We start from the raw sequence: 23,554 nt of genomic DNA, 5'->3' as shown, positions 1-23,554 counted from the left end.
GTTAAATCTATGTTATTTATGGCAGCTATGGCGGCCAGACGCTCTAACTCGTCATTGAAAACATTTTTTAATCAGCTTATTTCCGCTGGAAAGAAAAAAATGGTGGCATTAACTGCTTTAATGCGGAAAATCATTGTTATTGCTAATGCCAGAGTGAGAGATGCAGGAACGAAGTTAAATGTGTCAAATTAGGCAAATTTAAATCATTGAAAATATGTTCTGAAACATAGTTGATCTCCTGAAAGCGGCATGGTGCAGTATTTGGAGATCCCTCGCGCAAAAAGACGCGCTCAGGACGACGTGGCTCCATTCGCTGCCCGGTTTCCATGACTTAATGACCATGGGAGTTTTTTGTAAGTCCTGTTATCATGTATAATCATTTTTTTCTTCTCTAGAAATTTTATGTACGCGCTAGAAATTAAACAACTTTCCAAAACCTATGCTAATGGGGTTCAGGCATTAAAAGGAATTGACTTAACGGTCAATACCGGTGATTTTTTTGCCCTCTTAGGTGCTAATGGTGCAGGAAAATCCACCACTATAGGTTTAATTACTACCCTGGTAAGCAAGTCTTCCGGCAGCATTAAAATTCATGGTTTTGATTTGGAACAAGAGCCTGAAAAGGCAAAATCATGCCTAGGCCTTGTTCCTCAGGAAGTAAACCTCAATATTTTTGAGAATTGCATTCAGATTTTATTAAGCCAGGCGGGTTACTACGGGATCACCCGCCAGGAAGCGCTTCCCAGAGCTGAAGCTTTATTAGAACAGTTAGGGCTGTGGGAAAAAAGACGGTCTATAGTCCGCCACTTGTCTGGTGGGATGAAGCGCCGGCTGATGATAGCCCGAGCGTTGATTCATCAACCCAAGGTACTCATACTGGATGAACCAACGGCGGGTGTTGATATAGAAATCAGACGCAGCATGTGGGACTTTCTGACCCGAACTAATGCAGAAGGAACAACTATTATTCTGACCACCCACTATTTGGAAGAAGCAGAACAATTGTGTAAAAATATAGCCATCATCGATAAAGGGGAAATCATTAAAAACACGTCGATGAAGGCTCTGTTGCAAACCTTGCATCATCAGACTTTTATCCTGAATACAGAAGAGCCTATAGATACTTTGCCTGACTTGTCACCTTTTGCTGCAACACTGATAGATGCCAACTCCTTTGAATTAAGGGTTGAAAACGAGCTGACTTTGAACGAAGTATTCGCAGTATTAACAAAACGCGGCATAAAAATTCACAGCATGCGTAATAAAACGAATCGCTTGGAAGAACTTTTTCTGGATCTTATTAAAAATGGCCATTAAACAACAATTCATTGGGCTTTATACCCTGGTACGCCGCGAACTGGTTCGTATGTTTCGTATCGCCAGCCAGGTGTTCTTGCCTCCAGTTATTACTACCATGCTCTATTTTCTGATCTTTGGCAGCTTGATTGGAGCACGTATAGGGGCCATAGAAGGAGTCAGTTATACCACCTTTATTGCTCCAGGCTTAATCATGATGTCCGTTATCGTTAATGCTTATGGTAATGTGTCCACTTCTCTGTTTAGTGTGCGCTTTCAAAAAAGCATCGAAGAAATGTTAGTGAGCCCCATGAATAATGGTGTACTGTTGTTGGGTTATATTTTAGGTGGGGTATTGAGAGGCTTAATTGTTGCTATTCTGGTTTTTGTCATTGCCAGCTTTTTTCTGCCGGCCGTTGAGCTCAATCATTTGCCTATGACTCTTTTAGTGGTTTTATTAGTGGCGGCTATCTTCTCACTGGCAGGCTTTACTAATGCGATGATTGCCCGTAATTTTGATGACATTATGTTGGTGCCCACATTTGTTCTCACCCCTCTCACTTATTTAGGTGGAGTGTTTTACAGTATCAGTATGCTCCCCCCATTCTGGCAAAAAATATCCTATTTGAATCCTATTTTATATATGGTCAATGCCTTACGGCATGCCATGATAGGTCAGGAAGAGGTCAGCATGACATTGGCAATGGGGATCATTTTTGGCATGTTGATTAGTCTCACGGTAATTAATCTTATCTTGTTAAATAAAGGGGTGGGATTACGTGAGTAGAATGCTGGTCTTTGCCATTTCCCGATCTACGTCGTCCTGAGCGCGTGAATCGGGGTATTATTACGTATCCTTATTCAGGCTTCCTCTTAAAACCCAAAGCCTGCAAGCGCTGGTCTACTGATGGATGGGTGGAAAACGCACTGGTTAAAGACTTTACCGGATCCACTGCGGATGGGTCGAAAAGATAAGAAGCCTGGCGTACCTGTTCATGGGGTGTATTGCCATAAGCTTGAGCATACTCTTCTGCATGTTGTTGGTGATCTTCACTGATTTTAAGTAAGGCACGTGCCATAGGTTCATTATCGCGCATCAGTTCCACACAGCCCGCATCAGCCATGTATTCTCGCGTACGACTTAAAAATAAAGTCAATAAAACCGTAATAAGAGGTAAAACATAACGCAGAATCATAATCACCAGAAACAAACGATTGTCCCCTTTCCTGTCTCGTTTAAACACCATGGAATAAAAAAGAACATCTATCACGATTAAGAGGATGTTACTGAGCACTGCGACCATCAGCGTTAATTTAATATCATGGTGTCTGATATGGCTTAATTCATGTGCCATGACAGCCTGAAGCTCTGCCCTGTCCAGTTTTTCCATTAATCCTCTGGTAATAGCAACCATAGCCGATTTTTCACTGTAACCGCTGGCAAAAGCATTCATATAATCCGCATCGATGATAAAAACCTTGGGCATGTATTTTAACCCCGAAGCTACCTTCATCTCTTCGACCACATTATATAATTGTTTCTCTTGCAGTGTTTGCGCCGATTCCGGGGTGATTTCATGGTATTCCGTGCCCAGCAACATAATACGGTCATACATAGAATAAGTAATCAGTAAAGAAATTGCCGCAAAAGCAATCATCAACAAGGTTGCATAGGGAACTACTTTCAAAGTAATTAAGGCATGGAAACTTTGTTCCAGCGAAATACCAGGATAAAAAGATTGCAAGGCAAAAGTATCTGCAACCATCCCAACAACTAAATAAACCAAAAAAAAGAGCGCAATAACCCGGCGGGTTTTACGCTCATTTTGTTTTAGTTGTGCACGCCAATCCCCTGCTGAAGCGTGGTAGTCCGCAATAGCCATAGTCTATTCTCAGAGTTTGACTGTATAATCTTCTTTAGCCTGAATCTGTTCTTCAGGAAGCCCCCAATAAACAAATTCTTTATCCAAAGCAGCGGGAAACATTGAAACAACCATTGCTTCAAAAAAGGATTTTTTCTTGGCATTATATCGCTCGATGGCATCATTATAGGCCTGTTTTGCATAGGCTAATTTATTTTCGGTGTTGACTATTTCTTCTTGTAATTGCAACACATTCTGACTCGCCTTTAAATCAGGATATTGTTCAAATACCAGATTCAGACCGGATGCGATTTTTGATATGCCATTTTCTGCTTCCATACGCGCCTGCTCATTACCGGCAGCTTTCGCAGCCTGAGCCTGATTACGCAGGGCAACGACATCTTTCAAGGTGGTTTTTTCATAGTCCATGTATTTTTTCACGGATTCAATCAATGATTCAAATACCTTAAACCGGCGATCTAATTGGATATCTATTTGTTTTTTATTGTTATTTATTGCCTCAATCAGCCCGATCAAGGTGTTATAAATACTGATAGCCCATACAATGATGAGTACCACAATAACTAAAACAGCTATAAAAAAAGTGCTCATTTTTTTATCCTATGCAAGAGTTCTTACATAAGTTATAGCCTAAAATGGTAAAAATGACAGGGACATAAGGAGTTGATTTAAAACAGTGTAGCCTTGATGCAGCGATAGCGTAATCAAGGTTTTCATGCTCATAGGAAAACCTTGATTACGCTATCGCTGCATCAAGGCTACAGTTTTTAAAAAATCAATCGCTGGAGATTACTTAGCCAAAATCGGCTTCAAAAATTGTCCGGTATAAGATCCAGCACATTGGGCAACAGCTTCAGGAGTTCCGGTTGCAATAATACGCCCCCCCTTACTTCCCCCCTCAGGCCCCAGATCGATAATCCAGTCAGCCGTTTTAATTACATCCAGATTATGCTCAATAATAACGATAGTATTACCCTGCTCACGTAAGCGGGTTAAAACCGTTAACAATTGCTTTGTATCATGGAAGTGAAGCCCGGTAGTCGGTTCATCAAGTATGTACAACGTATTTCCAGTATCTCTTTTAGATAATTCACGGGCCAATTTAATCCTTTGCGCCTCACCACCAGAAAGGGTGGTTGCACTTTGTCCCAAACGAATATAAGACAAGCCTACATCCATTAAGGTCTGGCATTTTCGGGCAAGGGCAGGAATTGCAGCAAAAAAAGCATTAGCGTCTTCAACAGTCATATCCAGTATTTCGTGAATGTTTTTACCCTTGTACTGAATCTCTAATGTTTCCCGATTGTACCGTTTCCCCTGGCATACATCGCAGGAAACATAAATATCAGGGAGAAAATGCATTTCAACTTTGATTAAACCATCACCCTGGCAGGCCTCACAACGACCACCCCGAACGTTAAAGCTAAAGCGTCCTGGCTGATAACCACGTGCTCGAGACTCTGGAGTGCCGGAAAATAAATCCCTGATGTGAGTAAAAATACCGGTATAGGTTGCAGGATTAGAACGGGGGGTACGCCCAATCGGACTTTGATCAATATCAATCACCTTATCGCAAAGATTTAAACCGGAAAGTTCCTTTATAGAGCCTGTAGTCAGTAAACTCGCCCTGTTCAAGGTATTTGCAGCGACTGGATATAAGGTGTCATTGATAAGGCTCGATTTACCTGAGCCAGAAACCCCTGTAATGCAGGTAAGCAATCCCAATGGAATGCTCACATCCACATCATGAAGATTATTACAGCTCACCCCTTTCATATGAATCATGCGCTCAGGATTCACTGCTAATCTTGATTCAGGTATGGCTATAGATTGTTTCCCTGACAAGTACTGGCCTGTCAAGGATGACGGGGTTTTCATTACTTGCTCTGGTGTTCCCTTCGCTACAATTGCCCCACCATGCACTCCTGCGCCAGGACCAATATCAATCACAAAATCTGCATTACGGATCGCATCTTCATCATGCTCAACAACGATAACAGTGTTTCCCTGGTTGCGTAAATGCATCAGGGTCTTCAATAGGCGATCGTTATCTCTCTGATGCAAACCAATTGAGGGCTCATCCAGAATATACATGACGCCAACCAGTCCGGAACCAATCTGACTGGCCAGACGAATGCGCTGAGCCTCACCACCCGACAAGGTTTCTGCGCTGCGCGTTAAAGAAAGATAGTCCAATCCCACGTTAACCAGGAATCCCAAGCGCTCAACAATTTCTTTGTTGATTTTGGCCGCAATTTCACCCCTATAGCCAGGTAATTGCAAATCCTTAAAAAATTCATAGGCTTTTTCTATAGAATATGCAGAAACCTCTGGTAAGTTTTTATTATCAACAAACACATTGCGCGCCTCTTCACGCAATCGTGCCCCCTGGCAAGACTGACAAGGGCGGGAAGACAAGTATTTAGCTAATTCCTCACGAATCATCCCCGAATCAGACTCACGATAGCGTCGCTGCATATTAGGGATGATCCCTTCAAAACTGTGCCTTTTCATCATATACCCGCCGTTGGGCCTATGATAATTAAATTCAATTTGTTCGCCACCACTGCCATATAAAACCACATGCTGCATGGCTTCAGACAAATCGCAAAAGGCGGTTTTGGTATCAAAACCATAATGATGGGCAAGAGATTCCAACATACTGAAATAATAAGAAGTTTTCTTATCCCAGCCTCTGATGGCCCCTTCTGCCAGACTGGCAGTAGCATCATGCACCACACGCTCAGGATCAAAAAACTGATCCACCCCCAAACCATCACAGGACGAGCACGCTCCCATAGGATTATTAAACGAAAAGAGTCTGGGCTCTAATTCACTTAAACTATAACCGCATTCAGGGCAGGCAAATTTTGAAGAAAATAAAATGTCATCAAACTCTTTATCCATAGAAGCAAGCAAAGCAACGCCTTCAGCCAAATTCAACGCATTTTCAAAAGATTCACTTAAACGCTGAGCAATATCCGGCCTGACTTTAAAACGATCCACCACTACTTCTATAGTATGTTTGGTGCGCAAGCCCAGTTTGGGAGGGGAATCCAGTTCACACAATTCACCATCAATTCGGGCACGAACATAACCCTGAGCCTGTAATTGCTGCAATAATTGGACGTGTTCGCCTTTACGCTCACGCACTACGGGCGCCAAAATCATGACCTTACTGTCCACTGGTAAGGTAAGAACCTGATCAACCATCTGGCTAATGGTCTGGGCATGCAAACTGATTTTGTGCGTGGGGCAACGAGGTTCACCAACCCGTGCATACAAAAGACGCAAATAATCATAAATTTCAGTAATGGTGCCCACTGTCGAACGGGGATTATGAGAGGTAGCCTTTTGTTCAATGGAAATGGCCGGCGATAACCCTTCAATAGAATCAACATCCGGTTTTTCCATCATAGAGAGAAACTGGCGCGCATAGGCCGATAGGGACTCAACATAACGGCGCTGCCCTTCCGCGTAAAGGGTATCAAAGGCTAAAGACGATTTCCCGGAGCCTGACAATCCGGTAATGACGATTAATTTGTCGCGGGGAAGTTCTAAATCCAGATTTTTAAGGTTATGGGTTCTTGCGCCACGGATACTGATCGTTTGCATAAAATTCGATTTCAAGGGGTAAAAGAGGAGAAGTATATCTCTGCTATAATAATAAAACAAATTGTCCATTTTGAATGAGAAAGGGATTATAAATATGAAGCCTTTTTTGCCCATCTGCTTTTTTATCTCTGCGCTGTTCTTTTTCCCATCTTTTGCCCATGCAGATGAACAGGTAACGGTCAACCAATGGACGCAACAAACGCTGCTCGACACTCTGTCTGTCAATTACACAGAGCAAGCCGATGATTTTGCCCAGATACGTGCGAATTATACCTTCGATGCCTGGAATGGCATAGTGAACTTCCTCGGCGGATATATGAATGTGATTCGTGCCAAACAACTGACGCTGCATCCTGTGCCTGCAGGTGATGCCCAGATTATCAAATCGGGGACAGTGTCCGGCATAAATTATTGGCGCATCAATCAAAACATAACCATACCGGAACTTGGCATTGAGCTCTTTTTTTCCGTGCTGATTCTGGCTCGTGATCCATCCACAGGCAGTCCTTATATTATCCAAAGCATGGACATACGAAAATCCCCATAAATCCTGCGCCATGGAGTATATACTCCAGTAATAAATTCTGGTTGAATAGAGCATATATAAGGAGAATCTTATGCGAAAATTTTTTTATCATACGCTTGCGCTGACACTGGCTTTATTAATAAACCCACTGCACGCTAATAACCTGAAACAAATTAGCAGGGAAATCAGTGATTCAGTAATTACTGCAAAAATTACCGCTCAATTTACAGAAAGCAAAAACCTGAATCCACTCAAAGTTTCGGTCACAACAGAACAGGGAATCGTGACACTAAGTGGCTATGTCGGTGATAGAGAGGCTTATGTTGACGCTTTGCGTATTGCTAAACATACTAAAGGTGTAACAGCCGTCAGCGCCAACGAGTTACATATTAAAAAGGTCAACACTGCATTGACCGATGCATTTATTACTGCCCAGGTTGAAACGGCTGTTCTTAAAGCAAAAGTTTTGGATGATGAATCCATTCCTCTCGTTGGGATCAATGCAACAACAACCAATGGCGTCGTCACTCTTTCGGGCAGTGTAAGCAGTGCTCAAGCACTTGCCAGCATCATAAAACGCGTCAATGCCATCAAGGGAGTAAAGAAAATTATCACCCATTTAGAGATTAAGGAAAGTGCATGAGTCTTTTTACCCGTTTTAAATTCTTCCTATGGTATTTCGGTCATTTCAAAGTAGCAATGATTGGTTACTTAAGGCCACGCCTGATTAAACTCAGTGACGAAGAGATAGTCGTCATGCTGCCCCTGGGAAGACGCAGCCGAAATCACTTAAATTCAATGTACTTTGGCGCTTTGGCTGTTGGGGCTGATTTGGCTGGAGGACTGCATGGGTTTTATCACGCTGATCAGGCAAAATGCAAAGTATCGCTCGCATTCAAATCCTTTCAGGCGCAATTCTTGCGCAGACCAGAATCTGATGTCTATTTCGTCTGTAACGAAGGTATGTCAGTAAAAACCATGATTAATGAATCAAAAACCTCTGGTGAGCGGATCAACAAACCAGTCAACATCAAAGCCTATATTAATTATTTAAATAATCCTGAAGAGGTGGCTGATTTCATCCTTGAATTATCGGTTAAAGTTATTGCATAAACTTAGAGCATGGCCAGTTCTCTGATGGCAAAATAGTATAATCTGTCATCTGTGCTATGCTTTTTATAAGGTAACTATCAGAAATAACATATTATTTTACAGGACGATGAACAAGAACATAGCCTTGCTAATCAGTTGTGAACATGCAGTGAATACAGTTCCCGAACAATACATCAATCATTTTACCCCCTTTAACGAACTGTTAAACACTCATAGAGGGATAGACATTGGAGCCTTGGAAATTGCCCAATATCTAAAGGAAACTGTGCCCAGCTATTTAGTGCAATCAACAATGACGCGTCTGCTTGTCGACTGTAATCGCAGTATCAATCATCCAACATTTTTTTCAGAAATTACCAGAGCCCTGCCTCCAGAGGCAAAAAGCGATCTTATAGACCTGTACTACACACCTTATCGAAACCAGGTCATTGATTTTATAAAAAGGAGTAACTCCGAAGGTTTGAAAGTATGGCACATCTCAATTCATAGCTTTACCCCAGTAATGAATGAAATCATTCGCAAGACGGATATAGGGCTTCTTTATGACCCCAGACGTTTAGAAGAAAAGGCTGTAGCCAAGCAATGGAAAACAGAAATGGCCGTTTTGTCTCCTCAGCTCAGGATACGGATGAACTACCCCTACAAGGGAATAAGCGATGGTTTCACCAAATGCCTGCGGAAACAATTTTCTGCCAACGAGTATTTAGGTATTCAAATTGAATTAAATCAGGCATTAACTGCCAATGATCAAGCGCTAAACAGTTTAAAAAATATATTATCACTTAGCTTATTAAAGATATTATGTTAATATTCGCTTAATAATTTTAATTTATAATGTCAAAGTAATTTTAACGTAGTGAGTATTTTTGATGATTGCAGAAAAAATTAAGCTGTTAGAATCAATTAAGCAACGTCAGTACTCCAAATTAATAGCATTGATTCATGACCGAGTCATAGATACGTTAAAGAGTCCTCACTTTAATTCAAGATTAGCCCCCTATTTAAGTAAAATGAACAAAGAGGGTATTCCTTTTACGGATTATGATCGTGACCCGGACAATATTTCACAAATAAAAAAGCTGATCAATGCGCTTTATCATGGCCGTCAAGCGGTACTGGACATAGAAGCTATCGATCTGAATATAGAAGCCATCAATCTTCAGCAAATCAATAAAACAAAAGAAAACCTTTCCCTGCTTTATAATCATACGACTCATGAAGCGTATCAGGCCTGCTATTTGTTAACGCATCTTGATGTCGATGTTCGCGAGATGTTTAGCGAAGAGTTACAACTGCTTGCACCCATATTAGGGCAACTACAGACTTTTGTTGAAGATCACACTGAAGACACCAAAAAGTTTGCTGAAAGTCTGAGAACTTATCCCTTAAGCTATAAAATAGGGGAAATCAGTGGTATTGCTGTCGAACAGATGCAACCCAATAGTGGCGATCTGGATTACAAATTTCTGACTCAATTCAGTGCCGACTTACCCGGTTACATCAATAAATTAACCGGCTTTATCAGAACATATTCCTATAAAATTATGGAAAATGAGCCTGCTCTGGATAATACCCATTTGCAGGAGTTGCAAACGTCTGCCCTAACATTATTGAATGAGTTGGAAACCTTAAAGACAAACAGTGTCTTTTTACCGCTAAAAGTAATCAATTACATTCACATTATTAGCAACATCATTACTTTGTCCATGAGCTCCCTGGAACAGATTGAGCATTTTAGCGATTCATCCCAGGATGTAATCAGGGATAATCTGGCGCAATTGAAATATGTTGTACTGCCGTCTTTATTTGGTTTAGTGGATAAAATTGAAGACAATACCATGTTAAAACCTGGTACCTTGTCTCATCCCTTAATGGAACAAATTAAGCCACTTTATGAGTTGCTTATTTATTACGCTTCCAAGCCTGTGGATTTCCAGGAAAAGGGCGAAGAATTACTCAGTATAGAAGACTCCCGTTTTGTCGCGTTAAGACTGGAGCGAACTTACAAACGCATTGATCACGCGAATAAAGCCCTTTTTAAAGTCAAAAAAGCTCAGGATGCACTAACCCAATTTTATGAGATCCTTGAAAATCCCCTGTACAAAGATATGGCAATACACCAATTGCCTCAAGAGGTGAAAGGCGAACTGATCAGTCATTATAAAATCCTCAGGCCTTACATGGCAAAGCTGGATTATGATTTAAATGATCGATTGATTGACAGCCTTCAGGGACCTGAAACCTGGACATCCTATTTAGCCAACCCATGGCGTTGGTTGAGAGGCTCTCTCCCTGCTGACCATGTAAGTATCATTCTGGCCAAAAGAGATGGATTGCAAAACCTGATTGCTAAAAAAAGGGCAACACAGCAATTTCATATTGATTTAAATATGGATTTGATTGATTCAGTGAACAAGCAAACTAACCTGGTCTTATTTCCTTATAGCGAAAAAACCAATGTATTTGCCATTGATGAAAAAGCAGCGTTAAACGTTACAGATACAACAAAAACCAGTCTTATCTTCCGAACAGATAAGAGCAATATCCTTTTAACCAATCCTAAGCAATTAAGTGCCGATCAAGCACTAGATCTCTATCAATACTACCGCAATAAACGGGAAAAGTTTCTGGTAGCCAAAAATGCTTATGATGAATTTAATGCACTCTTAAAAAAGCAAAGCTTAACCATTCCCAGAGCTAAAAATGGCGTTCTGCGTCTTGATAAAATGGATAAATCAATTAAAGACCAATGCCGTAATTTATATAATTTGTTTCAACCTTATTTCATCAATGGAATACCGGAAGAACTGAGAGCGTCTGCATTATCTTTTGATAAATATCTGGTGCACTCATTTACCGATCAAACCTCGTCCACCAGCTCGCCCACCATTGATATGTTTGAACAATTGAACGAGCATTTTCAAATTTATTTTACTGAAATAGATTTAAGCTGGGGGAAAAAAAGTCGAACCTATGAGCGCCTGGCGCAAGAAAAATTTACCGAAGAAAGCAATGCCTTACCCTTAGAACACGATAAAGATATAGGCAAACGAGGACACCACTTAATTCAGCATACTAAGTATTCAAAAGGGATGAATGAGTTTCGAACCAACTTGAATCAAATTCTTACCCTGTTTAATAAAAGCATGCAGGCTGAGCTAAAAATCAATACATCAGGGCTCCCTTTTCCAGAATTGGGAGATCCAGAGAAATTAGCCCACCAAAGCAAGCAGGTTCTTGCCCTGAAACGAATTTTCAATGGCCTGTATCATCTGGAAGGCATATTTATTGAACTGGAAAAATTGGACAACCGCAGTCCCGAAACCTTGTACATGTACCATTTGTTACAGGCATATGGGCATATTGAGGAAATAATAAACATCACGCAGGAAGTCGCAGCAGATCCTCATTTTGGCTTAATAGGCCGTGAGCTCTTCGAAAATGCGCAAACACTTATTGCAACCTTTCAGGAACACAGTGATGCGTATCAGGTTACGCCCCTGGAGGTCCCTCACGATGAAACAGTTACTTATAATGCCTTATGGTATGTGCTCAATGCCTTCCATATTGTGCCAAAGCACATCAGAAGCTTAAGGAATAATAACTACCTTACAGCAGAAGAACTTAACGAATTACACCTTAACGCCAAGAAAACCACGGTGAATATTGAAGCCATCATTAAAAGTTCTGGCTCGTATTTCCAATTATTCTTACAAACACCCAATATGTACTTCCTGTACCGGGATATGAGCAGCAGACTGAACGAGTTTGTCACGACATCCCATGACACGGTGATCAATAATCTGGATCAATTCCGAGCCAAAATTTTTACCCCTATGTTATTAGAAGCCGACCAGTGGGAAGATAAATTAGGACTCATTCCCGGAACCGTATCAGGCCCGTTAAAACAAATAACTGATGAATATTATAAAGGCTTATTACATTCAGTTAAGCTGGATTCTAAAACACACATTGGAATGATTTGTGATAAAGCTCCTTTAGAAAAGCGCAAAACAGTCACTGATGAAAAAATTGCCCTTGTCAAACAGCAATTGGCCAAGTTAGATACTAACTACAGGCACATCAATGATTTATTTGAAAAAATAAAAAGTTACGAGCAATTATCGGGAGGATTTGTTCCTACCTCGGAAATGATTATTGAATTGAGCCGCAAAGATTTAATTGCAACCTATAAAAAAGCGCTGCCTAAACTGGCGCTGCTCCAAAAGAAAATTACAGTTGACCCAACGACCGCCCCTAAAAGCGAAGCTCTTGATGCGTTGCTAAACTCCCAACTTGAAGAATATGCACCTCATTTCAGCCACATCAAAAGTTTGGTCACAGCAAGCCGTCATCGTTATTTAAGCACCAAAGCAAGTTATGAGATGGAATTAAATACAGCAACTGAAAAATTGAGCTATCTCAATGAATTAACTCAAGTACAAAATCAAGATACTCTTCTTTTTGTTAAAGAATACACTACGGAATCGTTTGACAAGCAAATGACTGTATTTTGTAACCGCCATATTGGTTTACAGTACACGGATAAGGAATATCGTAATAAATTAAAAGAATATCTGATGACCTTCAAAGACAGTATCATTGATGAAGCAAAAACAGCAGATGACATTAATTTGAGTGTTAAAAATTTACTTAAAAAGAAAATCAAGTTATTCGAAGAAGAGAATTTTACCAAGTACTATCATCTGGATACCGTAAGAGTAGCTTTATCCGAATTTAAAAATTACTTTAGCGTGTCTAATCTGGCGATTGAAAGCTCCTTCTCCATATTTGAAGATGAAGTGACTTTGGCTCGAAAGACGAAAAAAATAAATAAAATCATTGATATTGCAGAAAATGAAAAACTCAGCATTGACGATCGTTTTAGCCAGATAAAAGCAAAGGTTGAAAACGTCAGATTTAATAAAATCATGCTGGATTATAAAAAAGAAGACAGCTTTAGTTTTACCTACCTGATACAGTGTATTTTATCTTTATTAGAAGCTCTGTATCTTTATACTCCAACCAGTACCAAGCTGCATAACAACCTGAAAAGTGCGGTAGATACAAAACCGCAAATTGGGGAACTGACCAAACGCTTTGGTTTATTTGCGACACCGCCAGCAGCAACAGCCGAAGCTGCTGAGGAAGAGGAAACACTGGAAGCAACAGCCGCAGCAACTGCCGCATAAATCAATCAGTAGACTCGTGGCCATATCAGCGCATAAGCCTCAACCTGGAAGAATATGGGAGTTTTCCAGGAAACTCCCCTCCCCCCGATCCACGTCGTCCTGAGCGCGTCTTTTTGCGCGAAGGATCTCCCAATACTGGCACCATGCCGCTTTCAGGAGATCCTTCGCGCAAAAAGACGCGCTCAGGACGACGTGGATGAGGGGGTGTGGTGGAGGGGAAGGCGAAAGTCCCCAGGGGACACCTTACTTAAAATACAAGCGCATCAACTCCAAAGCCTTCTTAAGGCTATCCATACGAGGCTTAGCCTTTAGATCAGGCTCTGCTTTGGTATTGGTAATCGCAATGCTTCCCGAGGTACGTAAAGTAGTCAATCGGTCTGGTTCAATAATCCCCATATTGCTGTAACTACCTGATAAAATAAAAGGTAAGCGGTCATCTTTCTTTAACAGATTCTGGCCAATACTGTAATCAATAACAGCATTATCACAATGGAACAGTTCCTGCAGTAACGTAGGAACCACATCGTAACTGCTGGTTAAATAATCAAAAACGCCTGCTGCTTTTCCAGGCCAATGGATAATCAGAGGAACATGAACCTGTGCCTGAGTGAAATTACCTGCATGTCCCCAGTAATTTTGCTTATTGTCATTAAACTCCTGGCCATGATCTGAGGTGATAATGACAATACTGTTGTTTAAGTATCCCTGTTGCTCAATGTGGGCAAGTACTTTTGCGATCTCTCCATCGACAAAGCGCACTGTATTTAAATAACGGTTATAGTAAGGTAAAGGATTAACCTCATTCGTCATGGCGATACGTGAACATTCTTTAATTGCCGGCTGATAGAGGGCCGGGAAACTTTGATCACGGCAATATCCATGCGGTGCATCATAAAAAAGATTGAGAAAAAAGGGCTGTTCCTGCTTCTGGCTTAAGAATTTAATAGCTTCCTGGCTGACATAACGGTCGCGATTGCCAATATCATTTCCGGGCGCCCCCTTCAGGTTCAGCCGTGTTATTCCTGCATAAATCGTTTTGTCAAAAGGAGGATTGATCATTTCACTCGACCATATCACCTGAGCCAGATAACCGTATTGAAGCAATAATTGCATCAATACCGGAGCAACCTTTTGCTCCAAAGCAGCGGTCCAATAGCTGCTCGGAATAGAATAAAATAAAGAAAATAACCCAGGTTGGGTTGAATTCCCTCCACTAACATGCTGCCGAAATTGCCAATTATGTGCAGCGAATTTCGTCAGCTCCGGCATATACTGAGGCTGGACGCTGTCGAAACGAAGAGAATCCACCATGATCATGATGATATTAGGAGGATTGATCGGTTTAGTACAATGCAAAGGATGTAGCGGATAATTCAAAGGATCATTGGAAAAAAGCGGTTGGGAGAAATGATCTTCACTGTAACGATATAATATGTCTTCTGCATTTTTATCAGGAATTAAATAAACAATTAATTGATTGTAAAAAGGTAAATTCGGTGTTTGCTGGCTGAAAAGGTTATTATTCTGGGCAATGGATTGCAATAAAGTAAAATAGCTGAAGAGAAAACCGCCAAGCCAAAATACCGCGATGCTTCGCCCTACCTGAAAACGCCTGACGACTATAATTTTCTTCCATACCAAAAATGTAATGCAGGCCTCAAAACAGAGAATCAATGCGAATACAGACAAAATAAATACGACTTCGCGTGTGGAAAAATCAAACACATCATACCATTGCCCGTTAAAAATCAGCTGAATTAACGACGCATTCAAATGAAATTTAAACATGGAGTAAATGCAATTATTAATAATCAGCAGCATCAGGCTTGAGGAGGCAATCAATATGCTGATCGTAAAGATAAAGCGTCTGGAGGGTACAATAAAAGCCAGGATGAGTATCAATACCGCGGGTATATAGGCCAGTAGCATCATGTAACTGAGATAATTAATCACACTAAATGCCACTATTAATATTTTGCCTGTAAGGCTTGAGTAATCTGCCAGAGAATTTTCAAATAATGAGGGAGACAATAAAATATTTCTTAAATATCCATAACCAGCTATCCAGAAAAGGACACTGTTGATCAGGAAAAACCAGCCTATAAAGCGCAGAATCATCTTTTGCTTTTGTGAATTCATAAAATTCAGGTACCTGTTTTAATTGGAGTATTTTACCCTAAAGCTTCATGTTCATGTGTTGTGGTTGCCATTTCAGAATAACATATCTGCCAATACTGACCATAGGAAAACCTTGATTACACTATCGCTGCATCAAGGCTACAGCTCTACGTCGTCCTGAGCGCGTCTTTTGGCGCGAAGGATCTCCCGAAAGCGGCATGATGCCAATATTTGGAGAAGCCTGCTTTCGTAATTTCCACAATATGATTGTTAAATGCTCATGCTTTTCTTATAATCAGCTCCGATTTAATAATAACAAGAGGATTCAAATGAACAAATTGCTATTAGCATTGGCAGGCAGCCTGGTACTTGGTGGTGCACATGCGAAAGAATCATACTGTGGCTATAAAGATTTCTTTCATTTAAGTGATGCCTCCCATCCTGGTATCTATGTAGTACAAGGATACAGTGAACCAGACGTTATTCTGCAAATGGTTGGTCCTCGAAGCTTTGTGATTAAAGACGGTTTTGACTGCCGCGCCGGGTATGCTCACGTAACTGTGGCTTATGATGCAAACAATTGGTGCGTACTGGATATTAAAGACGGCCCTTTAATGAATCACCCTGTAGTCAGCGCATCCTGTAACGGTATTCGTTATATTAATACCACTTATGATGGCTTTGGCAGTTATTCTTATTCAATTAATCTGGATTGAAATGAATCATCACTCACTCTCCGCAAGGGGAGTGAGTGAAACAGTCCAATCCAGGCAATAAAAGCCAGGGTTACGCACTAAATCAGGTTTTGTGCCGCAACAAAAATTCCGCTTCCTGACGGTCGCGGCTCGGTTTCCGGTGCACGATGAAGTAGATACGAACGCACGAAAACCGAGCCGCGACCGTCAGGAAGCGGAACAGTTATACTGGAGAATAACTCTGGGTAACCGTTCAGGGGGCATGGGCTTATGTGTACTCGAACAGCCAGATTTGAGCTCAGGTTGAGAGAAAAACCCGCGAAATGAGCGGAGCATAGGTGGCTATGTGAGCATCATTTCGCGGGTTTTTCTCTCAAGATGAGCCAAATATGGCTGTTCCTTCAATAGGGCTGAACACTTACAACTCTGGTTACCGTCGTTTAATCCCCAAAGCAGTCATTAATGCGCGAGTCATATCACGCACAAGCTGGCGTACAATCTGACGGAAGAGAGAGCTTTTTGCCACTGTAGTCACTATGGAGTCGTCCTCTTTGCTTGCTTTTGCAGTAGTCTTTGGCTCTTCCTGCGTAGTCGTTTTTTGAGCCGCCAAAATATCTTTGGCTGACTGTCGATCCTGGCGTTTTCCATAGCGTGGATATAAAGTAGACGAGGCAACAATTTGTGCTAATTCCTGATCGGTGAGTATCCCCATTCTGGATTCAGGAGCACGTACCATGCACTGTACTAAAGGAGTTGGCTGACCTTTGCCGTCCAGACTGCTCACTAAAGCCTCCCCTATACCCAAGGCGGTCAACAACTGCTCAGTATCGTAATGCGTTGAGGAAGGAAAGTTCTGAGCTACCAGTTTCATTGCCTTTCTGTCTTTGGCCGTAAAGGCACGCAATGCGTGTTGTACTTTCAAACCTAACTGACTTAAGACATTCTCAGGGATATCATTAGGTGTCTGAGTACAAAAGATCAATCCAACTCCCTTGGAGCGAATTAACTTCACCATAGTATCCAGAAGACTGAGCAAGGCCTTACTGGCATTGTTAAAAATTAAATGGGCTTCATCGATAAATAAAATTAACCGGGGTTTTTCAGGATCACCTAATTCCGGCATTTTTCTGTATACATCAGACAATAATTTCAACATAAAGGTGGAAAATAATTTGGGCTTATCTTGCATATCCAACAAGCGCAGAATGGAAATAATCCCCAAACCTTGAGCATTAGTCCTGACCAAATCCATGACATCAAAAGCGGGCTCACCAAAAAACTCATCGCCCCCCTGTGTTTCCAGTTCAATAATCTTACGCATAATGGTGCCCACAGAGGAAGAAGCAACTGCCCCAAACTGCGCTTCAATTTTCTTTTGTCCTGCATCACTTTGAACAAACTGTAATAAGCTTTTTAAATCAGCCAAATCAATTAAAGGCAGTTTTTCTTTTTTGGCATATTCAAAAAGAATAGTAACAACACCTTCTTGGGTTTCATTCACATCCAGCATGCGTGAAAACAAAATAGGCCCGAAATCATTGATCGTTGAGCGAAGGGGAACGCCAGGATGAGTTTCACTTAAAGTTAAAAATTCCACAGGAAAGCCTCGTGGACTATAAACCAGGTCTAAAGATTGGCTGCGCGCTTTCATTGCCTCAGTTGCCTCACCAGGCATGGCCAAACCGGATATATCACCCTTGATGTCCATCACCAGACTTGGAACCCCCATCAGAGATAATTGTTCACTTAAAACCTGAATTGTCTTTGTTTTACCGCTTCCTGTCGCACCAGCGATAAGACCATGCCGGTTAAATGATTTCAAAACCAGGTTGACGGGACCATCTTTTATTAACTGGCTATCAACGATTATTCCACCCAGTTGCAATGTAGGCAAATTACCCGCCTGGTAGGGAGCACGCAGATCATCATACATAAAAAATATCCTTATAAGTTCAATATGATAAGTATATCCGAGATGGCTGAAAATGCCATTTGCTTTCAAATTTGCTATATTGAAAATAAAGGTTTCCGATTTCTATATAAAATACATGGATTTCATTTTATGAAGCAATTGTTGATACTATTTCTGTCATTATTACTCAGTTCACCTCTTTGGGCAGAGCGGCTCGTTATCGGAACGTCCCCTTTCGATCCTCCTATGGAAATCCAAACCGCTAAAAATAATATCTTTTCAGGATTTGAAATTGACCTGGTCAACGAAGTTTGTCGCAGAATCCAGGCGACCTGTGTCTTTGAACCTATGAGTTTTAAAGAAATAATGGAGGCAGTAGCCGCAGGAAAAGTAGACTTGGGTATGGATGGTTTTTTTATCACTGAGGAACGAATGAAGCACTACCTGTTTACCCAACCTTATCTGCAAACCAAAGCACAGCTGTTATCTTTGCGTAATCCCCAAATTAATGCCGCGACCATTAATGGAAAAACTATAGGTGTTGAGAAAGGAACCGTTTTTAAAGAACTTTTATTAAAATTGTATGGGAACGTTAATGTCATTGAATACAATAACCAGCAAGAAATACTGGAAGCTTTATCCGATAGAAAAATAGATCTGGTGATGTTTGATTTCATCGGAGCAACTTACTGGGTGAATAATAGCCAGGGCGGTTTTCAATTGGTGGGGCCATCTATGCCCTTTGGTTTTGGTTACGGTATTATGGCCCAATTTAATAAAGCAGCTCTTATATCCCGTATTAATAAAGCCCTGGACGATATGGAAAATGATGGGACCTATTTAGCCATTTACTCACGCTATTTTTAGATCCTCAGACTGCAAGATCATCCACTCACTATTCCAAAATAAATCGTGCAGCCTGTTCTGCTATCATCATTGAAGGGGCGTTCGTATTTCCTGAAACCACCTGAGGCATAATTGAAGCATCAGCTACTACCAATTTTTCTATGCCATGTACATGCAGCCTGGGATCAACCACAGCCAAATCATCATTTCCCATGCGACAACTTCCTACAGGATGATAAACAGTATCTGAACGTTGCCTGATTAATTTGATAATCTCATCATCTGACTGAGCCTGGTATAAAGATTTGCCTTGATAAGGCTGCAATAATCCATGCTCCATAATATCCCGGCTCATTTTAAACGCACGTAGCATGACTTCCATATCGTATTCATGGCTTAAAAAATTGGGATCTATAGCTGGTGCATGAAAAGGATTGGCTGATTTCAGGCTAATGCGCCCCCGACTTTTAGGACGTAGAGCACAAAAATGCAGTGACATACCTCGGGAAAAATGAAATTTATGACAATGATTATCGACAATGCCAGGAACAAAATGCAGCTGTATATCAGGCCTGGGGTCCTCTGGATTAGTAGACAAAAAACCACCCGCTTCTGCAAAATTTGAAGCAATCAAGCCTGTTGATGTTTTCCTATACAACTGGTACGCCTTGATTATGTCCCAAATACCTAAGGGGTTAAAACCAATCAAATCCCGGTGTCTGGATTTGTAATTGTGGACATAATCAGGATGATCATGAAAATTTTCCCCAACCCCGGGCAAGTCATGGACACAGTTTATGCCATGGCGAGCCAGCTCTTCTCGCGGCCCGATTCCAGAGAGTAAGAGTAAATGAGGGGAATTAATAGCGCCGGCGCTTAATATTACTTTCTTTCTTGCTTTGAACTCTTCGGTTTTACCACCATGACGAACACTTACCCCTTGGCACTCTTTGTCACGAAACAGTAATTTCAGGGCATGGGCATGGGTTAAAATGGTCAGATTAGATCTGGATAATACTGGCTCTAAAAAGGCATCAGCCGAGGAATGTCGTTTACCCGCTTTCTGGGTTACCTGATACATCCCGACACCAGACTGACTGGCACCATTAAAATCAACATTATGTGTATGACCACAGGCCTGACCTGCCTCTATAAAGGCCTGTGAGGCTGAATTCGGACTGATTACATTGCTGACAGACAACTCGCCATCTTGTCCATGATAAACATCCGTAATAGCAGAATTATGCTCAAATTTTTTGAATATCGGTAAAACAGAGCGATAAGCCCAGTCCGCTGAAGTCGTCTCGGCCCATTCATCATAATCTTCACTCTGACCACGAATATAAATCATGGCATTTATAGCACTGGATCCGCCCAAGGCTTTTCCTCTGGGTTGATAGCCGCGTCTGTTGTTAAGCCCCGGCTGAGGAACCGTACGATAATGCCAATTCTTCAACCAGAATGGCATGGTTAAAACAGTTAAAAAAGGAATTTGAATAAAGGGGGACTTATTACTGCCTCCTGCCTCCAGAAGTAACACCTGATTGGCAGGATCATCACTCAACCGTGATGCCAAAACACATCCTGCGCTGCCGCCACCAATAATAATATAATCAAATTCCATATTTGTTCCCAACATTAAATCAAAATACAACAATAAACTTCATAGCCTGCTATTTCCTGGCAGTGTTATTGACACTGAGGACAAATGCCATAAATATTTAAAGCATGATCCGTCATTTTAAACTGAGCTTGCTCTGCAATTACTTTTTGTCGTTGTTCTATAATTTCATCAACAAATTCTTCGACCCGACCGCATTTGACACAAACCAAATGATCATGATGTTCTCCCTGGGATAATTCAAACACAGAATATCCACCTTCAAAATTATGACGAGAAACCAATCCGGCAGCTTCAAATTGGGTCAGTACGCGATAAACCGTTGCCAATCCTACATCCTCACCAGTTTCCAGGAGTGCTTTATATACTCCTTCAGCGCTTAGGTGATGATTTCTGGATTGTTCCAGTATTTGCAGTACTTTTAAACGCGGTAATGTAATTTTCAAGCCCGCGTCTCTTAACTGCTGACTTTCTTCCACAAGTGCTCCTTAGCAATTTTACAGGTGTCTTTCGATAAATGGCATGGTATTATGGCGAAATTTTTCACGGTAGGCAAAAAAATGCGAATAATAATCCTTCTCGTTAGTATCATATTACCATTAACTTTGACTCAATGCGCATCCTATGATTTTGCGCGGCGCATCCGTCAGCAGGGAAATTTGTTACCCCAATCAAAAATTGAACGCCTGAAAGTAGGAATGAGCAAAAGCGATGCCGCTATTTTAATGGGCACCAGTCTAATCAGTCCAACCTTTAATAATGATCGTTGGGACTATGCCTACACCTGGCGCCGCGGTATGGGAAGTATGGAAATCCGCACTGTGGTTTTATATTTTAACAATGGCAGACTGGCAAGAATAGAACATAAACCTTAAAAAGTGCACCCTATCGTTATCCCCAGCCCTACTGCCATTAAGTTAAGGAGTTCCGACGTCCCGTGGCTTGTCCGCGGGATCCAGAAATCTCACTCCGAACTTAGATCTCTGGATACCGCGGACAAGCCGCGGTACGGTGGAGTAGTGCTTAACTTAATGGCAGTGCCTCCCATACCCACCAGATCCACGTCGTCCTGAGCGCGTCTTTTGGCGCGAAGGATCTCCTGAAAGCTGGCAGGAAGTGTAGCCCGGTCTGCTTGCAGCCGGGATCGAAGTGGCACTATGCCGCTTTGGGGAGATCCTTCGCGCCAAAAGACGCGCTCAGGACGACGTAGATCCGTGAGAGGGTCCGAACCCTCGCAGCTACTTACTTCTTCTTTTTAGCCAATTGGCGTCGTTTTTCTTTCGGATCGCGGCTTAATGCCCTGTACAGTTCTACCCGGTCCCCATCTTTAAGCACCTCGCTGAGGCTCACCTGTTTTGCATAAATCCCCACAGGAAGCTCTTTGGTTTCCGGATGCGAGTGATAAATCCCTGACTCATTTAAGGCATCACCAACAGTGGCGCCTTGTTTTAAGTCCATAGGTAAATGAACTACTGAACCATTCTCTGCCACATAAACCAGTTCAACTTTTACCATAAACGACCTCAGCCCTATCACAAAATGCATCAACCATTTTATCAGTTACCTGGTCAAAGATAGGTCCAAGAAGCATGGAAAATATTTTTCCTGCGAATTCAAACTCCAGATCGAATGAAATTTTACATCCGCTATCCACATGATCAAAACGCCAAAAGCCTTCCAAATGGCTAAAAGGCCCATCAACCAGGCGGATTTCGATCATTTTGTTAACTTGCAGTCGGTTACGGGTAGTAAAAGATTTACTCATTCCTGCAGCACCAATGACCAGGGTAGCTTGTACTTCATCTTCATCCCTGTGATGCACTTTACTGTCTGAACAATAAGGTAAAAATTCAGAATAATGCTCTACTTCATTAACCAGGGCATACATCTGTTCGCATGAATAAGAAACGGTTCGAGATCGTTTTACTATAGGCATTAAATAACTCCTTGAATCTGGTCACGCAGCCAAGAGCTGAGATCCCTAATCTCTTCAAAACAAATGGAATGTTCCATAGGATAAAAATGGAACGTCATATTTTCATACCCATTCGCCAAGACCCATTCCTTGCTTTTCTCAACCCAAACAGGCTTCACCAAAGGATCAAAGGTTCCTGCGCCCATGAAGAAAGGGGTCGATTTATCCAGCAATGCCTGGCTAAATTGTGCTAAAGGTAAATAAGCAGACAGAGCAATAACTCCCCCCAGACGGGAATTAGTGTGAAGCGCGGTATGCAAGGCCATGGCCCCTCCCTGTGAAAAGCCGGCAAGGTAAATCTGGGAGGGCTTAAAACCATCATTTAATTGCGAATCAATGACATCACGAATCATTGCTTCAGAATGTGCAATGCCTTCTTTATCTTCTCTATCAGTTAACTCTAATCCAACAATGTCATACCAGGCAGGCATAACCATACCACCATTTAATGTGACCGGACGCGAAGGAGCATCCATAAAAATATGGCGCAAAGCGATATTTTGAGTCATCAATTGCTCTGCCAAACCAGCCATATCAGAAGCATCTGCACCCAACCCATGCATCCAGATAATGCATGCCTGTGCCTTCTCTTCCGGTTCTTTAATATAAACGCTCAAAGCTGATTCTCCACAAAAAAAGACAAATTATCGCCAATGCGGGAGATCAGTGCAAGTTCGAAATTTAAAAATATTATTGGAAAAAATATTTCCATGATGAGCAAAATTATTGTATTATGTGCGGAAATTTTTGCAGTAAGGACGA

Annotated in this window: 20 protein-coding genes and 1 pseudogene; 11 read left to right on the top strand and 10 right to left on the bottom strand. The window is 41.6% G+C overall.

Translation table 11 applies throughout. The annotated features are described in order from the left end of the window. The 3 genes and pseudogenes from B094_RS0107380 to B094_RS0107370 form a co-directional block, all read left to right on the top strand. Positions 1-192: pseudogene (locus B094_RS0107380) on the top strand (hypothetical protein); the annotation flags it as partial. 210 nt (positions 193-402) lie between these two features. Then, positions 403-1,317 (top strand): ABC transporter ATP-binding protein, encoded by a 915-nt coding sequence (locus B094_RS0107375; protein ID WP_018577170.1) that lies wholly within the window; start codon positions 403-405, stop codon positions 1,315-1,317. Then, the gene (locus tag B094_RS0107370) at positions 1,307-2,083 is read left to right on the top strand and encodes an ABC transporter permease (RefSeq protein ID WP_018577169.1); all 777 of its coding nucleotides are present in this window, start codon (positions 1,307-1,309) and stop codon (positions 2,081-2,083) included. Before B094_RS0107375 ends, B094_RS0107370 begins: the two co-directional genes overlap by 11 nt. 70 nt (positions 2,084-2,153) lie before the next feature. Here the strand turns inward: B094_RS0107370 and htpX are convergent, their stop codons facing one another. The 3 genes from htpX to uvrA all read right to left on the bottom strand — a co-directional run bounded on the left by htpX (position 2,154) and on the right by uvrA (position 6,794). Further along, positions 2,154-3,179, bottom strand: coding sequence for a zinc metalloprotease HtpX (gene htpX / locus B094_RS0107365; RefSeq protein ID WP_018577168.1), 1,026 nt, complete (start codon positions 3,177-3,179; stop codon positions 2,154-2,156). Positions 3,180-3,188: 9 nt separating this feature from the next. Further along, entirely contained in the window at positions 3,189-3,770 is a 582-nt protein-coding gene (locus B094_RS0107360; protein ID WP_018577167.1) for a LemA family protein, read from the bottom strand. Between the two features lie 198 nt (positions 3,771-3,968). After that, positions 3,969-6,794, bottom strand: coding sequence for an excinuclease ABC subunit UvrA (gene uvrA, locus B094_RS0107355; protein ID WP_026253928.1), 2,826 nt, complete (start codon positions 6,792-6,794; stop codon positions 3,969-3,971). Between the two features lie 94 nt (positions 6,795-6,888). On the opposite strand from uvrA, the gene B094_RS17290 reads away from it, so the two are divergent. From B094_RS17290 to B094_RS0107330, 5 genes are all read left to right on the top strand, one after another. Next, positions 6,889-7,341, top strand: coding sequence for a DotI/IcmL/TraM family protein (locus B094_RS17290; RefSeq protein ID WP_155823704.1), 453 nt, complete (start codon positions 6,889-6,891; stop codon positions 7,339-7,341). A 70-nt stretch (positions 7,342-7,411) separates the two neighbouring features. Beyond that, positions 7,412-7,963 carry a BON domain-containing protein gene (locus B094_RS0107345; RefSeq protein ID WP_018577164.1) on the top strand — a complete coding sequence of 184 codons (552 nt, stop codon included), beginning with the start codon at positions 7,412-7,414 and terminating at the stop codon, positions 7,961-7,963. Then, positions 7,960-8,433: a hotdog family protein gene (locus tag B094_RS0107340; protein WP_018577163.1), complete on the top strand. Its 474-nt coding sequence runs from the start codon at positions 7,960-7,962 to the stop codon at positions 8,431-8,433. Before B094_RS0107345 ends, B094_RS0107340 begins: the two co-directional genes overlap by 4 nt. A gap of 106 nt (positions 8,434-8,539) precedes the next feature. Beyond that, complete coding sequence (locus B094_RS0107335; RefSeq protein ID WP_018577162.1) at positions 8,540-9,241, top strand: N-formylglutamate amidohydrolase; 702 nt, start codon at positions 8,540-8,542, stop codon at positions 9,239-9,241. Positions 9,242-9,302: 61 nt separating this feature from the next. After that, positions 9,303-13,625 (top strand): hypothetical protein, encoded by a 4,323-nt coding sequence (locus tag B094_RS0107330; protein ID WP_018577161.1) that lies wholly within the window; start codon positions 9,303-9,305, stop codon positions 13,623-13,625. 243 nt (positions 13,626-13,868) lie between these two features. Here the strand turns inward: B094_RS0107330 and B094_RS0107325 are convergent, their stop codons facing one another. Beyond that, positions 13,869-15,764, bottom strand: a complete 1,896-nt coding sequence (locus tag B094_RS0107325) for a DUF3413 domain-containing protein (RefSeq protein WP_018577160.1) — start codon at positions 15,762-15,764, stop codon at positions 13,869-13,871. A gap of 308 nt (positions 15,765-16,072) precedes the next feature. On the opposite strand from B094_RS0107325, the gene B094_RS0107320 reads away from it, so the two are divergent. Next, the gene (locus tag B094_RS0107320; RefSeq protein WP_018577159.1) at positions 16,073-16,459 is read left to right on the top strand and encodes a hypothetical protein; all 387 of its coding nucleotides are present in this window, start codon (positions 16,073-16,075) and stop codon (positions 16,457-16,459) included. Between the two features lie 409 nt (positions 16,460-16,868). On the opposite strand, the gene B094_RS0107315 is transcribed toward B094_RS0107320, so the two are convergent. Then, a complete protein-coding gene (locus tag B094_RS0107315) occupies positions 16,869-18,371 on the bottom strand; it encodes a helicase HerA-like domain-containing protein (protein ID WP_018577158.1) in 1,503 nt (500 codons plus the stop codon). Between the two features lie 129 nt (positions 18,372-18,500). On the opposite strand from B094_RS0107315, the gene B094_RS0107310 reads away from it, so the two are divergent. Continuing rightward, the gene (locus B094_RS0107310; protein ID WP_026253927.1) at positions 18,501-19,217 is read left to right on the top strand and encodes a transporter substrate-binding domain-containing protein; all 717 of its coding nucleotides are present in this window, start codon (positions 18,501-18,503) and stop codon (positions 19,215-19,217) included. A 28-nt stretch (positions 19,218-19,245) separates the two neighbouring features. Here the strand turns inward: B094_RS0107310 and B094_RS0107305 are convergent, their stop codons facing one another. Further along, positions 19,246-20,820, bottom strand: coding sequence for a GMC family oxidoreductase (locus B094_RS0107305; protein WP_026253926.1), 1,575 nt, complete (start codon positions 20,818-20,820; stop codon positions 19,246-19,248). Positions 20,821-20,885: 65 nt separating this feature from the next. Beyond that, positions 20,886-21,296: a ferric iron uptake transcriptional regulator gene (gene fur / locus B094_RS0107300; protein WP_018577155.1), complete on the bottom strand. Its 411-nt coding sequence runs from the start codon at positions 21,294-21,296 to the stop codon at positions 20,886-20,888. 51 nt (positions 21,297-21,347) lie between these two features. On the opposite strand from fur, the gene B094_RS0107295 reads away from it, so the two are divergent. Further along, positions 21,348-21,692 carry an outer membrane protein assembly factor BamE gene (locus tag B094_RS0107295; RefSeq protein ID WP_018577154.1) on the top strand — a complete coding sequence of 115 codons (345 nt, stop codon included), beginning with the start codon at positions 21,348-21,350 and terminating at the stop codon, positions 21,690-21,692. A 367-nt stretch (positions 21,693-22,059) separates the two neighbouring features. Here B094_RS0107295 and B094_RS0107290 read toward each other — a convergent pair whose 3' ends face one another. The 3 genes from B094_RS0107290 to B094_RS0107280 are packed head-to-tail and all read right to left on the bottom strand — an operon-like array spanning position 22,060 to position 23,409. Beyond that, a complete protein-coding gene (locus tag B094_RS0107290; protein ID WP_018577153.1) occupies positions 22,060-22,332 on the bottom strand; it encodes an RnfH family protein in 273 nt (90 codons plus the stop codon). Then, positions 22,319-22,753 (bottom strand): type II toxin-antitoxin system RatA family toxin, encoded by a 435-nt coding sequence (locus B094_RS0107285; protein WP_018577152.1) that lies wholly within the window; start codon positions 22,751-22,753, stop codon positions 22,319-22,321. The genes B094_RS0107290 and B094_RS0107285 overlap by 14 nt, the downstream gene beginning before the upstream one ends. After that, positions 22,753-23,409: an alpha/beta hydrolase gene (locus B094_RS0107280; protein WP_018577151.1), complete on the bottom strand. Its 657-nt coding sequence runs from the start codon at positions 23,407-23,409 to the stop codon at positions 22,753-22,755. Before B094_RS0107280 ends, B094_RS0107285 begins: the two co-directional genes overlap by 1 nt. Positions 23,410-23,554 lie beyond the last annotated feature (145 nt).

This window comes from Legionella shakespearei DSM 23087, assembly GCF_000373765.1.
In the GTDB taxonomy this organism is placed as follows: Bacteria; Pseudomonadota; Gammaproteobacteria; order Legionellales; family Legionellaceae; genus Legionella; species Legionella shakespearei.
The sequence above is the reverse complement of the archived record's forward strand: the minus strand, read 5'-3'. Positions and strand labels throughout refer to the sequence as shown.